Annotated in this window: 8 protein-coding genes; 1 reads left to right on the forward strand and 7 read right to left on the reverse strand. The window is 30.3% G+C overall.

Features of this window, described 5'->3' with window-relative positions:
- Window positions 1-300 precede the first annotated feature (300 nt).
- Both ACKI5C_RS00350 and ACKI5C_RS00355 read right to left on the reverse strand, forming a co-directional pair.
- Window positions 301-3,354: an Eco57I restriction-modification methylase domain-containing protein gene (locus ACKI5C_RS00350; protein WP_407430896.1), complete on the reverse strand. Its 3,054-nt coding sequence runs from the start codon at window positions 3,352-3,354 to the stop codon at window positions 301-303.
- Between the two features lie 94 nt (window positions 3,355-3,448).
- Window positions 3,449-4,129 carry a zinc-ribbon domain-containing protein gene (locus ACKI5C_RS00355; protein WP_407430898.1) on the reverse strand — a complete coding sequence of 227 codons (681 nt, stop codon included), beginning with the start codon at window positions 4,127-4,129 and terminating at the stop codon, window positions 3,449-3,451.
- Between the two features lie 83 nt (window positions 4,130-4,212).
- On the opposite strand from ACKI5C_RS00355, the gene ACKI5C_RS00360 reads away from it, so the two are divergent.
- Window positions 4,213-4,410, forward strand: a complete 198-nt coding sequence (locus tag ACKI5C_RS00360; protein ID WP_407430900.1) for a DUF1802 family protein — start codon at window positions 4,213-4,215, stop codon at window positions 4,408-4,410.
- Window positions 4,411-4,594: 184 nt separating this feature from the next.
- On the opposite strand, the gene ACKI5C_RS00365 is transcribed toward ACKI5C_RS00360, so the two are convergent.
- The 5 genes from ACKI5C_RS00365 to ACKI5C_RS00385 all read right to left on the reverse strand — a co-directional run bounded on the left by ACKI5C_RS00365 (window position 4,595) and on the right by ACKI5C_RS00385 (window position 15,053).
- Window positions 4,595-5,089 carry a hypothetical protein gene (locus ACKI5C_RS00365; RefSeq protein WP_407430902.1) on the reverse strand — a complete coding sequence of 165 codons (495 nt, stop codon included), beginning with the start codon at window positions 5,087-5,089 and terminating at the stop codon, window positions 4,595-4,597.
- A 148-nt stretch (window positions 5,090-5,237) separates the two neighbouring features.
- The gene (locus ACKI5C_RS00370) at window positions 5,238-5,498 is read right to left on the reverse strand and encodes a transcriptional regulator (RefSeq protein ID WP_407430904.1); all 261 of its coding nucleotides are present in this window, start codon (window positions 5,496-5,498) and stop codon (window positions 5,238-5,240) included.
- A gap of 379 nt (window positions 5,499-5,877) precedes the next feature.
- The gene (locus tag ACKI5C_RS00375; protein ID WP_407430906.1) at window positions 5,878-9,606 is read right to left on the reverse strand and encodes an Ig-like domain repeat protein; all 3,729 of its coding nucleotides are present in this window, start codon (window positions 9,604-9,606) and stop codon (window positions 5,878-5,880) included.
- Between the two features lie 193 nt (window positions 9,607-9,799).
- Window positions 9,800-12,403: an Ig-like domain repeat protein gene (locus ACKI5C_RS00380; protein ID WP_407430908.1), complete on the reverse strand. Its 2,604-nt coding sequence runs from the start codon at window positions 12,401-12,403 to the stop codon at window positions 9,800-9,802.
- Window positions 12,404-12,587: 184 nt separating this feature from the next.
- Complete coding sequence (locus ACKI5C_RS00385; protein ID WP_407430910.1) at window positions 12,588-15,053, reverse strand: hypothetical protein; 2,466 nt, start codon at window positions 15,051-15,053, stop codon at window positions 12,588-12,590.
- Between the last annotated feature and the right edge of the window lie 12 nt (window positions 15,054-15,065).

Genomic DNA, 15,065 nt, shown 5'->3' on the forward strand with positions numbered 1-15,065 from the left:
GAAAAACTACACAAAAATTGGCAAGTTTTTTTGAGTTGTAATTAATTATAATAACATTATTAATTTAGCCATATAAATAAATTTAGTGAGAGCATTTGAGAAGTAATCCTTTGAATTATGATTAACTATTTCCCAGTATTAAGATATAATCTATAAAATCAGTTACTTAATAATTTAATTAAGCAATTATTTAAGTCTTTATAGATAAATCGCTACAATATAACCTAGTTTTTGAAAATAACAGAGTCAGAACAATATTGACATTAGAAAATAAAAAGATAATAAAAAATCAGCTTTTAACTAATCGTTTATGGAATCTTCGATTATTTTAATTTCATCACTTGTTAAGCCATATAATTCATAAACCTTATTATTAATCTGATGGTCAAGATTATCAAGTTGAATTTTTAATAGTTTCTCTTCTTGGGGAGTTTTTACAAGATTAAGTTTTTTGTTCAAATTTATCATATTATCAACTAATTCAACCAAAGATGAATCTATTAAATCTTCAGAAGGTAATGGAAACTTCTCAAAAGAATGTTTACCAAAAGAATAATATCCACCCTTAAATGCAGAAGCAACTTTTGAAATAAAAAATGTTGTTAATTTGGAATTTAGAATACCCAACAAATACTTCAAATCATCAATATTATTTGATTGAGTTGTTATAGCATACCCTCCAGCATTACCACCACCAACATAATAAAATTCACCATCATTATCTAGTGTAAATGAACCTCGTTGGCTCAATACCTGATATATGATTTTAGGTTTATTCATTATCAATAAGTTTTTAGGATAAGGATATAACCACCAATTTTTTGAATCAACATTACTTCTTTTTAATAATTTATCTTTTGTTAAACTAAGATAATCAAAGGCTAAAGGATATTTTTTAATATCATTTCTTGAAAAAGGCACTAATTCATCATTTTCTACTGAATATGGGAATATTAATAGATTATTAACTTTAGGTTCTTCATATCTTTTAATTTCAGCACCCTTCAATAATGGTCTTAAAATGTCATTTTCTACACATAAAGTTTTATCTAAAAATTTAGATTCAACTTTTGCAGTATCGCCATTGTTTTCAATTAATGGCAAAATGTATATCTTGTCAGCACTTGTGGCTAGACCTTGTGAAATAATGGTTTTATCAACAAGTTTTAAAGGCATATTATACAATTTATAAAACAAATCACCTTCTTTTCCAGCAACAAATACCCATTCATCTGAAGAAACTAAATCTGAACTTAATAAGTTATGTTTATCTTCCAAATACTTTGTTTTAATTTTATTTAAGTTATTTATCTTTTCAAAATAAAATTTTTTATTTCCATATTTACTTAAAAATAAAAGACAAGTATATGTTGTTGCACTATCAAAGACTTGTTCTACACCAAAATGAATTATCTTCTTTAAATTCTTATTTTCAGAAATCATTTTCCTTAATGGCATACCATATTTGGCTGTAAAGAATTTATGGGGTAAAATATAACCAGAAATTCCTTTTTCATTTAGGAGCTGTAATGCTTTTTCTACGAAAATTATGTAAATATCATAGTTTCCTTTTGAAGAAGACAAGTAATTATTCTTGTAATACTTAATTGATGTTTTATCCATTGTTTGTGTACGAATGTACGGGGGGTTACCAATCACTGCATCAAAGCCATCATTCGCAAATACTAATGGAAATTCATGTTCCCAATTAAATGGGTTTAATTTTAGAATTTCATCATGTTCCAAGTCTTCTTGGTCTAAAATATCAATTCCTATTAAGCTATTTCCACATTTAATATTATAAGATAAATTAGGTAACACTTTTTCTTGATATAATTTCTGTTGTTGTTCTAAAACATCTTTATTTTCATCTTCCAGTACTTTAAGAAGTAATGATAGTTTTGTTACTTCAACAGCATTTACATCAATATCAACACCATAAATGTTATTGGTAAGTATTCTTTTTTTCTCACGAATGGTTAATCTAGGTACATTATCCTTCCCAATATAATAAACTTCTTTAGGAGGTTGTTTAAGACCGATATAATACTCTAAATGATAATCTAATAATTTTTGATAAGCTCTCAATAAAAAAGAGCCACTGCCACATGCAGGGTCAAGTATCCTTAATTTAGCTATTTGATTAGGTGTTTTCCCTTTAATTAATTCCCCTACAGTATTTTCAACAATATAATCAACAATGTACTGTGGTGTGTAGAATACTCCACCAGCTTTTTTAACTTCGGGTTTTTGTTCTATTTTAGCTTGATGTGATGGAGTTAAACGAATAATACTACCTAAAAAGTTCTCATAAATATCTCCCAATATCTCTGGGCTGATTACAGAAAACTCATATGGACTTTTGGGATAATATAAATCAGCGAAAATCTCTTTAAATACACCATCATCAATATTTAATTGTAATGTGATATTGTCTACAAATTCAGAGTAATCGGGAGTAAAATTAAAATGGAATAGACCACTATTGTATTTTAAATCAGCTTTTCTAAAAACTTCACATAGTTGTTTGTAAATGTTTTCAGATTCAGCTAGTTTATACAAAGTTTGGTATCTCTCTATGCCCCTATCTTCTGCCATTCTGAAAAAAACAATTCTATCAATAATTAATTGAACTGCAAGGTTTAATTCGGATAATGTTAAATCTTTGTTTCTTAATGCAATATTTCTAGCTAATATTAATCTCCATTTTTCAATATCTTTTAAAAACTCTATATCAATAGATTGTGTTCCTTTTTTAGTTTTTGAAGTATTATCATCAACAAATTTTTGAAATAACTCTTTTTGAACTGCTTCTTTACTAAACAAACTATAAATCTCTTCCCATTTATCTATATATTCATCACAGTTGTAATATAAAACCCTATTTGTACTTGCTCTTTCATGTTCTTTTGGTTTAGATGATGTTTCATATACTGCTAATTCTTCAAAATCAGTTAATATGACTATAGGTATCTTTGCACTCCAACCATATCTTCTTGCTTGAAATGCAGGACTTCTATCATCTTTAATATTTACACTAGGTTTTTTTGCTTCAAGATAGTAAATTAATTGTCCACCTAGCCTAAATGAGTAATCTGGAGCTTTTGTTTCTTTTCCAATAGAAAGAGATTCTTCAAAAATTACTTCTTTAAAATTCGGACCATGACCTTGTTTGTTATGTATATCCCAACCTAAAGCTTCAAACATTGGATTAATAAATTCGATTTTAGCTTCTTCTTCTTTAAATTCCTTTGAAATGTAAAATTTTTTATTATTATTAAATTTAGCAACTAATTCAGCTATTTTTTCTCTTCCAGCATCAATATCCTCTTGATTCAAAACAGCATTAACCATAATATCAAAACACATCATCTATGTTGTTAAATAATTTTGTAATTTCTTACTTAATTACTTAATCAATTATTTGCAGACTTATATAGAATTAACATTATTTTAAAAGTTTTTCTTTTAGTTTTGCAAACTCTTCATTAGTTAATAATCCTTCATCTAAAAGTTCTTTAGCCTTTAATAATTCATCCATTACGTTAGTTTCTTCAACAGCTTGTGGTTGATTATCAACTTCCATGAACTTATTAAAAGTTTCAATAACTATTAATGAGTCATTATTGCTAATATTCTTAAATTGAACATGTTCATTTGATTTCATGTTAATAATTAGGTTTCTAGAAAGTCCAAAAACACCTCTTTCATCATAATCAATGGCTGCCACATTTTTAAAAAATACCACTCTAGAACCTAAATCAGATTTTATAAAAACTCCTTGTTTTGCAATAACCAATTTATCATCATATACTCCTACAAATCCGTGTTGGACATTTCTCTGATTTGTGTTACTAAAAGTTGTATATCTCATTTCTTCAATAGTGCATTCAAAAAAATGATTACTATCAGTTAAACCATATTTTTCTAAAAGTTTTTTATCTTTATCAGAAAATTGTTTACTTTCACCATTACTTGTTAATTCACTTTCTTTTTTCTTTTTAGCATATATTGCTTTTCGTCCGGATATTTCCCATCCACAATTACTGCAAAATTTGTCATTTACATCTTCGATTTCATTTCCACATTCTGGACATATGCCATTAGTTCCATCTTTAAACCATTTCATTCAATCATCCCCCCATTTTTAGTTAAGATTAATACATTTATGTTTTTATTGTGGGATTATGATATAATTTATGATTATATCTTGTGGTAAATTATCTTGGTAGAAAACCTGCGCAAATATGGATTTTACGTGTTTACGAATTGGACGAACCTAAGTATGTGCGTAGATCCGCTGGCATGAGATATGCGAATGTGGACAAACCGGTGAAGTTCGAAGGTAAGCCGGTGTTGTCTGATGATGAATTTGCTAAATTAAAAGAAGATATTATTAACACAAGATAATTGGTTTAATTATCCTTTGGTGAATTAGATAGGTTAGGTTATGCTTTTATGGAAATACAAAAAATAATTAATATGAAGAATAAAGTCCATATGAACTTTATTTTCATTAATTCAACAGTCTTCATTCGTAAAACCAGTAAAGACTAGTTTTTTTGCCTCATATATAGTTATATAATATTATACATTATACTTTTATGATATCGTCAAGGGATATCTTTTTATCACCAATACTATAAGAAAGTAGGTTACCATATGATTGACCTTCCAGAACAACAAGCTTACCATCTTGTATGTAAGCAAATTCCACTATTCCGTGACCGCCTTTTACCTCAATACCGTCTTTTCCGCCATGAGAACTATTAATAGGTTTAGAATCACTACTTACGCCCTGGTATGTAATATTACTTAATGAAAGATTCTTATTTGGATTATCATAAACTCTTATTGTTAAATGCTGTCCATTATCATCATTAAAACATTTTGTTTCGACATTTGAACCATCACTTACAATAATTGGTGGTAATCCATCAGTACCCATATCCTTAAAGCCATCTACATTAAATTCAATTCCATTTACTGTAGTTTTTCCAGAATCAAACAATCCTGCACTAACTACGCTAAAAGAAGCCAAAATAGCTAACATTACAATAGATATTAACAATATTCTTTTAATATTCATTTTTAAATACCTCTTTTTATCTATAGTTAAAATTCTATTAATTTTTATATATATATTTTGTAAAATGATGTTTTCTAATAAGTTTCACTCAATTAAAACTTGTATTTAGATTAGTACATATGGGGAATGTGCATTTAATTTTTATGAATCATTTTAATTCTTTAGCAATCTCCAATCCTAAATCTGCCAATTCATAAAGCCTCCCCTTTTTAACATCAGGATTGATTAGTCTGATTAATTGCTTCTTTTTTAACTGATTTAGCACATTACTGATATGGTTTTGTTTGATTCCGATATCAGCAGCGATTTTGGATGGAATTTTTGGTCCATCAATCAATGTTTTTATGACTTCTGTCCTGTATGTTGAGCTGATAACATATCCCATTATTTTTAGTGTTTCATCGTCCATGTAGATTATTTTATTAATCCATATAAAAATATCTTATTGGCTCGGTAGGACATTTAATAATGCTTCTAAATATGTTGCTTACTGTACATCTAGCAAAGGTAAATATGATTAGTATTTAAATGTATTAATAATATTAAAAATATGGTTAATTAAATTGATAGTTAATTATGAAGTTAGGTAAATAATAAATTAAATAGTTAATTATTTGCATAGTTAAATCAGTACTTACTAGAATACAAAAATATCATAACAACCCATATCGATAACATCATGATTCGAGATCTCGAACAACTAATAAACGAAAAAATTAATACTCTACGATATAAGATAAAAAAGCAATTATCTACAAAAAAAGAAGAAAAGTGTTGAGAAATTAATCTCAACTTCTAATAGTTACTCTGTTTGAAATTGCAGCACCGTTTTCATACATGGATGTTATGATATATTCTCCAGGCATCAAGTTAATGTTTAATTTTGCCGTACCTGAACTGTCAGTTGGTCTGTTGTATAATACACCGTTAATGTTAAAGGTTACAGATTGTTCAGCATAAGGCTTACCTTGACCGTCAAGCAATTTCGCTTCGAACTTGGTTCCATCACGATATTTCATTACAACATCCTTAGCTTCCAAAATAGGCAACACTTTAATGGTATTGGCTAAACTTAAGCCGTTATACATAATAGTTGCAATGTAAGTACCTGGATTTAAGTTAATATTCATATTGATGTATCCGTTTTCATCAGTTGTTCTGGTATAGAAAACACCGTTGATATTTAATGAAGCGCTGACGCCTGCACCAACAGGATTTCCCTTATTATCAAGCAGTCTGAAAGTGAATTTAGATGCATTTTTATAATATTTGGTTAAATCATAGTTTTCCACAATATTAGGCAGAACAGTGATAAGATTTCCACATGATTCACCAGAAACTGGGTTCATAGCTGTTAAAACATACTGCTTAGGAAGAAGGTTAATGTTCATACGTGCAACACCGTTTTCATTAGTGGTTCTTGTATAGAATACACCATTAATATTGAAGTTAACATCAGTATTTCTTAACAGGTTACCGTTAGAATCCCTGAATGTAGCGTAATACTGTGTGTCGTTTCTGAATATTTTTGTTATATCCTTAGATTCAATAGTTGTCTTAACAGTAATGGTAGAATAAACTTTTATTCCTTCAAATTCACTTGTAACGTTATATATTCCACTATCCAAGTTAATTGCCATTGATGCAGCACCATTACTATCTGTAGTTCTTGTATAAGGAACACCATTAAGATTAATGGTTACATCCTTGCCTACAACAGGCACATTATCCTCTTTTACGGTTACGACAAACCTTTCAGGACCTTTATAATACTTAGTCAAATCAGGAGCAATAACATCTACTTTTACATCCTCAACAGTAAACCTGACAGAATTGGAAGAAGATTCCTTATGATTAACATCACCCTTATACTTTGCCACAGCAGAATACGAACCAACAGCCAAATTATTCAAAGTGTAGGTAGCCTTAGCATCACTAACAGTAGCGGCGTAATCCTTTCCATTAACATTGAAAGTAACTTTACCGCTCACAGAAGACGGATTAACAGAAGCAGTCAAAGTAACAGAATTATAGGCATTTTTAGTATAAGCCAAACTAGTTTTACTGGCCAATTTATTAACAGTGACTATAGCCTTGGTTGAAATATCTTGATAAGATACTGTAGCAATATAAGTATCCGCATTTAAATTAATAGGCAAGGAAGCCTTACCATTACTGTCAGTAGTCCTAGTATAGTCACCGCCGTTAATATTAATGTTAACTTTAGCATTAGCAATAGGAGAATCAGATTCAGTTAAAGTGATTTCTAAATTTTCAGGGCCACCATAATTTTTAGTGACATCAGGAACTTCTAACTTGATTGTTGAATTAATTATTTTGCCGTTTTTTCCTATCCAATAAACATCACTATAGTAACCATTATTGTTAATAAACTCACAATTTTCTAAAATTCCATTATCTCCAACCCACACAATTGCACCTGAAGAATTTTGATAAGTATAAACAATTTCTACTTCATGACCAGATTCATAGTGAGATATTGTTATTTTCTCACCAGGTTTAATTATTACAGAGTTATCTATAAAAGTACAATTTTTAACATGGTTATTCCTACCTTCTAAATCGACAGCACCTGCAAAATATCCTTTATTATTTTTAAATACAGAATTCTTAATCAAAACATTGTGTCCTTTAGAATAGATGGCTCCCCCACTGTATACCTCATTTTCATCAAGATTAGTATAACCGTTTATAAATATTATATCATTGATTTCAACACCAGATGATTTAATGAAAAAAATCCTATTATTATTTCCATTAATAATATGGCCATTTCCATTGATTGTTAATGGTTTATCTATATATACTGGGATGGAACATGTATAATCCTTATTTAAATTAATTGTATCCCCAGATTTAGCTTCATAAATTAATTTATTTAAAGAATCATCAAAAGAACCAACTCTTATAAAACCAGTTTGTTTATTCCTTAAATAGGAATTCTCTGAATATATTTCATACAATCCTTTATCTAAAGTATATTCTGAATAATAACCTTTGGGAATAGCAACGTAATATTTATTTTTATCATCCCACTTTATAGATATGCTATTTTCAAACGGAGGATAATATACATTTTTAATACTTGCATCAAATCCATTATTGATACAAATTGTATTATTATCTGAATCAAAAATCTTACAAATATCATTTATATTACCCGAAGATTCAATGCTTCTATTATAGAATGAAACAAACATTGGTGATTCAAAACAATTATATTCATTAACATCAATATCATAATCAAAAGTTCCAGACATTTTATTATTATTTAATGATATTGAAGGATTTGTGACTACATAATAACCAAAACGAATAAAAGGACGGTCAATATTTCCAATGAATTCACAATTAGATATTTTTAAGTTATTAACGGCATCCATATAACTATTTTCAAAAAAAGATGAATTTATTGTAGCTGAATTGAACTCTAAATTTGAATTAACAAAATTACAATTGTAAACTGTAGCTAAACTATCTCCAATATAAGCAGCATCTAAATAAATATTAATAAAAATATTATTATCAAAATGAATATGTCCATCACCTTTGTGACATATATTACTGCTGTTAATTAAAGATTTAATTATAGATAATTCATAATTTTCAGAATAAATTGCACCACCATTATTATTAACAAAAGCATTATTATTACTTGTGAAGTATTCAACAGAATATGAATTTAAATAGATAGCACCGCCGCCATCATTACTATATTGATTACCAGTAGCAGTATTATTAATAAATCTTGAATTACTTATTACAATTGAATTTCCAGTGGATATAGCGCCGCCTCTTCTTGCAATGTTATTTTCAAAAGTACTGTTATCTATACTATTAGAACAACCATCACATGATACACTTATGGCTCCTCCAGCCATATCGCTTGCAACATTATCGCAAAATATGGAATCAGTTATTGTCAAAGCATTTCTTGAATAAATAGCACCACCACTAACTTCAGCAATATTATTTCTAAAAATACAACCATTAACACTTAAAGTACCATTTGTATAAATAGCGCCACCATCACCGCCATCCCATCGCTCTTCTGCAAAATTATTTTCAAAATTACAATTATTTAAAATTAAATTACCTTCAGAATAAATTGCAGCACCACCATTATTACGTGAAACATATCCATTGATAAAATTAATGTTATTTAAAACAACATTATCTGATTTAACCATGAATAAACGACTTTTCTCATTTCCATCAATAATATGATTATTTCCATTAATAGTTATGGCTTTTTCAATAATAATTGGTGAATCATAATAAGCAACATAATTGGTGTCCAAATTTATTGTAGAACCTGGCTGGGCTTTATTAATCTTTTCTTGTAACGGTTCAAAATCTGCAATTATTTCATCATCTTGCGATACACTTAACCCATTATCCTCAATTGTCTGATTTACATCTTCTGCAGCCGAAACACCGGCAACAGAAACAATAAATACAACCAGACAAAATAATATTAAAAATTTTCTCTTCATGATTTTCCCCCATTTTAAGCCGTTAATTAAATAAATGCCTAAAATATAGTTAAAATTTTATCAAAAGATATATATATAGTGATTTTAAGGAATAAAAAAGCTTTTTTTGCGAAAAATTATAAAAATAATGATGAAAAATGTGAAAAACACTAAAAAGAATTCAAAAATAAAAAAATAGTTGAGAATATAATCCTCAACCTCTAACAGTTACTCGATTTGCAATTGCCGCACCGTTTGAATACATGGAAGTTATAATGTATTCCCCAGGCATTAGATTAATGTTTAGGCGGGCAATACCACTGCCATCAGTTATTCTGTTGTACATTACACCATTAATGTTGAATGTAAGTGTCTGATTGGCAAAAGGCTTACCCTGACCGTCAAGCAATTTCGCTTCAAACTTGGTTCCGTCACGATATTTCATTACAACATCTTTTGCCTCCAGAATAGGCAACACTTTAACAGTACTTGACATCAAAAGGCCATTATGTTCAATGGTTGCAATGTAAGTTCCGGGATTGAGGTTAATGTTCATTCTAACAAATCCTGAAGCATCGGACTGTTTGGTATAAAATACTCCATTGATGTTTATTGTTGCGCTAACACCAGCACCAACAGGCCTTCCCTGATTGTCAAGCAATCTAAATATCAATTGAGATGCATTTTTGTAGTATTTGGTCAAGTCATATGCAACAATTGAAGGCAATACTTTAATTAGATTCCCATAGCGTTCTGTAGAAACAGGATTTATGGCAGTGATAATATAATTACCAGGGTTCAAGTTGATGTTTAGTTTTGCAACACCCTGATTATTGGTTTTTCTGGTGTAGAATACACCGTTGATATTGAAGTTAACATCAGAATTTTTTAATAAGTTACCGACAGTGTCTGTAAATGTAGCATAGTACTGCGTGTCGTTTCTGTAAATCTTAGTTACATTGTTTGCAGAAATTGTTGGCTTAACAGTAATGGTTGATTGAACCTTAATGCCTTCAAATTCTGAGACTGCAGTATGAACACCACTATTCAGGTTGATTGCCATTGAACCCTGACCGTTAGCATCAGTAGTCCTCTTATAAGGAACTCCATTAAGAGTAATAGTAACATTTTTTCCCACAACAGGTTTATTGTCATCCGTAACAGTTACAACAAACCTTTCAGGACCATGATAATACTTGGTTAAATCGGGAGCGATGACCTCAATTTTAACATCAAAGCCGACTGAATTTGAAACAGATGCCTCGTGATTGACATCACCCTTATAATTGGCTACTGCAGAATATGATCCGACACCCAAATTGTTTAAGGTATATGTGGCTTTACCGTCAGTTACATTAGAAAGATAATCCTTGCCGTTAACAGTGAAAACCACATCACCAGATGCGTTTAACGGGCCAATAAAAGCTGTTAAAGTAAAACTATTAGGCGTAATATTATTATAATACAGAACAGTTTTAGTAGCTAACTTATTAATAATAACTTTAGCGGTTTTTGAAATGTCTTTATAAAATACGGTAGCATCATAACTGCCTGCATCAAAGTCCAAGTCTAAAGAAGTCCTACCAACAATATCAGTAGTCTTGGTATAATTTTGACCATTTATATTAATTGTAACATTAGCATCGACAATAGGGTAATTAGATTCCGTTAAAGTAATCATTAATCTTTCAGGACCGCCATATTCTTTAGTGACATCAGGAACATTTAATTTGATGACCGGTCTTATAGTTATTGGAATGTTTATTTCAAAAGGAGCAAAATTACCATCTCCACGATATGAAATTTTTGTATCCCATGTACCGTTAGAAATAAAGTTTAAATCAAAATTTGCTTTACCTTCAGAATCAAAAGTATTTCTAAACGTGTTTTCTGCAATATCAACATAGACATTTCCTGAGATGAAAGTAGAAATATGGCTTCCGACAATTGATAAAATATTATTTGAAAAGGATATTGCTCCACCATATAAATTAAGATTATCATTAAATTTTAAATTGGTGAAATCTGTTTTTAAAGGAGATGCAGCACCATAACTAAGAGACTTATTGAGAAAAATCACGGCATCAGATTGGGGTCCATCAGCAAAAGTACAATTATCCATACTGCCTAAAGTACTTAGTTCAAAATAAATTGAGGAACCTGACTGAGCACCATTATCTCCAAAAATACAATTATTAATAACAAAACTTTCTTCACAAGCAATGGCGCCGCCAAAGTTAGATCCAGCAGAATATTCAGAAGAATCAGCAGTATTGGCTATAAAACTACAGTTAATGATAGCAACAGGACCCTTAGCATAAATTGCACCCCCAGAATGTGCAGCGGAATTATTTATAAAATCACAAGCAATAACATTAGTATTATTTCCCATATTATAAATAGCAGCCCCTATACCACCATTCTGATTATTAACAGCATTTCCATTAATAAACTTAATATTTCTTACAGTAACATCATTAGAAAGAATTTCAAAAATTCGAGCTCCATTACTTCCATCGATTGTATAGCCGTTTCCATTAATTTTTAATTCTTTATTAATAGAAATACCCTCTTTTCTAAAACCTTCATCATACTTATAATCATTTTCCAAATTTATTGTAGAACCTTCAGCGGCATTATTGATTTTTTCTTGCAGTGCCGTGAAAGTTCCATTATCTTTCGCACCTAATTCATTGTCAACTGATACACTTAATGCATCATTATCAACTGTCTGATTTACATCTTCTGCTGCCGATACACATGCAATAGAAACAATAAACAAAGCCAGACAAATTAATATTAAAAACTTTCTCTTCATAATTTTCCCTATTTTAAGCCTTTTATTAAAATATAATACATTAAATATAGATAAGATTCTATAAAAAGCACTATAAATATGTGGTGATTTTAAGGAATATGGCTTTTCTTTTGAAAAAATTTAAAAATAAAGATAAAAATCTAAAAATATTTAAAAATAAAAAAAGTGTTGAGAATATTAATCCTCAACTTCTAATGGTTACTCTGTTTGAAATTGCAGCGCCGTTTTCATACATGGAAGTTATGATATATTCTCCAGGCATTAGATTAATGTTTAATCTGGCAATACCACTGCCATCAGTTATTTTGTTGTACATCACACCATTGATGTTGAATGTAAGTGTCTGATTGGCAAAAGACTTACCCTGATTGTCAAGTAAAGTCGCTTCAAATTTAGAACCATCCTTGTAAGACATTACCAAATCATTAGCATTGATAATTGGAAGAACTTCAATACTATTTGATGCCATTAGACCATTATAATTGGCCGTTATAACATATGTTCCGGGATTCAGGTTGATGTTCATTTTGACATAGCCATTTTCATCAGATATTCTCTCATAGAATACACCATTGATGTTGAACTCTATAGTAACTCCTTTTCCTACAGGATTTCCCTGTCCGTCCAGAAGCCTGACTCTGTACTGGGAATCATTCTTATAATATTTAGTTAAATCATAGTTCTCAACAATAGTCGTCAATACTTTTATTTTATTTGAATGCAACTCATCATTTACCAGGTTTCTTGCAGTGATGATGTATTCGCCAGGATTAAGGTTAATGTTCATGCGGGCAACACCATCAATAATGCTTCTTGTGTAAAATACCCCATTGATATTGAATTCAACGCTTCCACTAGCAATTTTGCCACCTTTAGTGTCAAGACAGGTAATGTAATACTGACTTGCATTCTTATGGTATTTAGTCAAATCATCACCATACAATGTTGAAATGACCTGAACCAATGCCTCACAGCTACTCTCAGCGCAACTACATTTAATCGTGTAGTTTCCAGCACCCAAGTTAATATTTATTGAGGCCACACCATTGGAATCTGTAGTCCTCGTATAATCCTTACCGTTAATATTGAACTTGACATCAATGCCCGGAACCAGCCTGCCCTTTCCATTGACAACAGTAGCAGTAAGTTTTTCAGGACCTCCGACATATTTGGTCAGATTCTGAACTGTCAATGCGTAATTGGTGTCCCCGTCAACTATCAAAACACCATCCTTAACCTCAAGGTACTCTACATCTGCAGAACCGGTTACATCATATATTCCATCTTCAAGTTTACATTCATAATAATATCCAAATGATTTAGAATCATAGTATAATGTAATATAATGAACTTTTCCAGTATCCCTATTGGTTAATTTGGCATTAACGTTCATGCCTGAATCAAATATTACCACATTTTCGTCTTCATCCTGGAACTGGCATAATTCAATTTTTGAATTTGGTGAAGCAGTCCCATTCTGGAAAACTAAAAATAAATTAAATCCTATATCTGATGGATCATAGATTTTGACATAATTATTAATGAAATTGGAACCATATATTTCACATTCACCATAAATTGCACCATTATACTTGCCATGATACCATCCGCCATATTCTGCGAAATTATTGATGAAGTTACCATTATATATTTTTGAATTTTCTTCATCATTTTCATCATAATAGATTGCACTGCCCTCATGAGCAGTGTTATTAACAAAATTAGAATTATGGATTTCACTGCAACAATCTTTCAAGATGGATATGGCACCGCCATCAATTTCTGCATGATTATTATTGAACACACTATTCAATATGTTAAAATTATTATCTGCGTGTAATGCACCACCATCCCATCCAGCAAAATTATCTTGGAAATAACAATCCGAAATAGTTAAAGGACACAATGTATCTACTGCCCCACCACTACCTCCTGCACGGTTATTGATGAATTTTGATTGTTTGATGCTGGAAGTAGCTGGACTATCACCATAATCAGATATATGGATTGCTCCAGCATCATTATTTACAACATAATTATCCCTAAATTCACAGTTCATTATATCTGCACCATTACAGAAAACTGCACCAGCTTCATCTTCTGCATGATTATTAATAAAATAAGAATTGCTCACTTTTGCATAATTTGCCATAATTGCACCGCCGTATTGGTTCGCATGGTTATCAATGAAATAACAATTATCAATTATCAAATTACCATAAGTAAGTATTGAACCATGGCAGATTGCCCCACCATGCCACTCAGATATTCCATTGACAAATCTTATATTATTAAATGTTACAAAATCTTCAGTATTAATCTCAAATATTCTTGAAGTCTTCAATCCATCAAGAGTATGTCCATTTCCATTAATGGTCAATGCCTTATCGATTCCTATCCCATAAAAAGGGTCAACATCTGAATTATACCTATAATCATTTTCCAGATTGATTGTTGAGCCTGCAGGAGCTTGTTTAATTTTATTTTGAAGAGTTGCAAATGTTCCATCATCAACACCCAACTCACTTTCTTGTGAAACGCTTAATGTATCATCATCTGCCGTCTGATTTAAATCATCCGCTGCAGAAACTGCACTAATAGACACAATGAATAAAATCAGACAAATCACTATTAAAAACTTTCTTCTCATAATTTTCCCCCA

The organism is Methanobrevibacter sp., from assembly GCF_045646045.1.
Classification (GTDB): Archaea; Methanobacteriota; Methanobacteria; order Methanobacteriales; family Methanobacteriaceae; genus Methanocatella.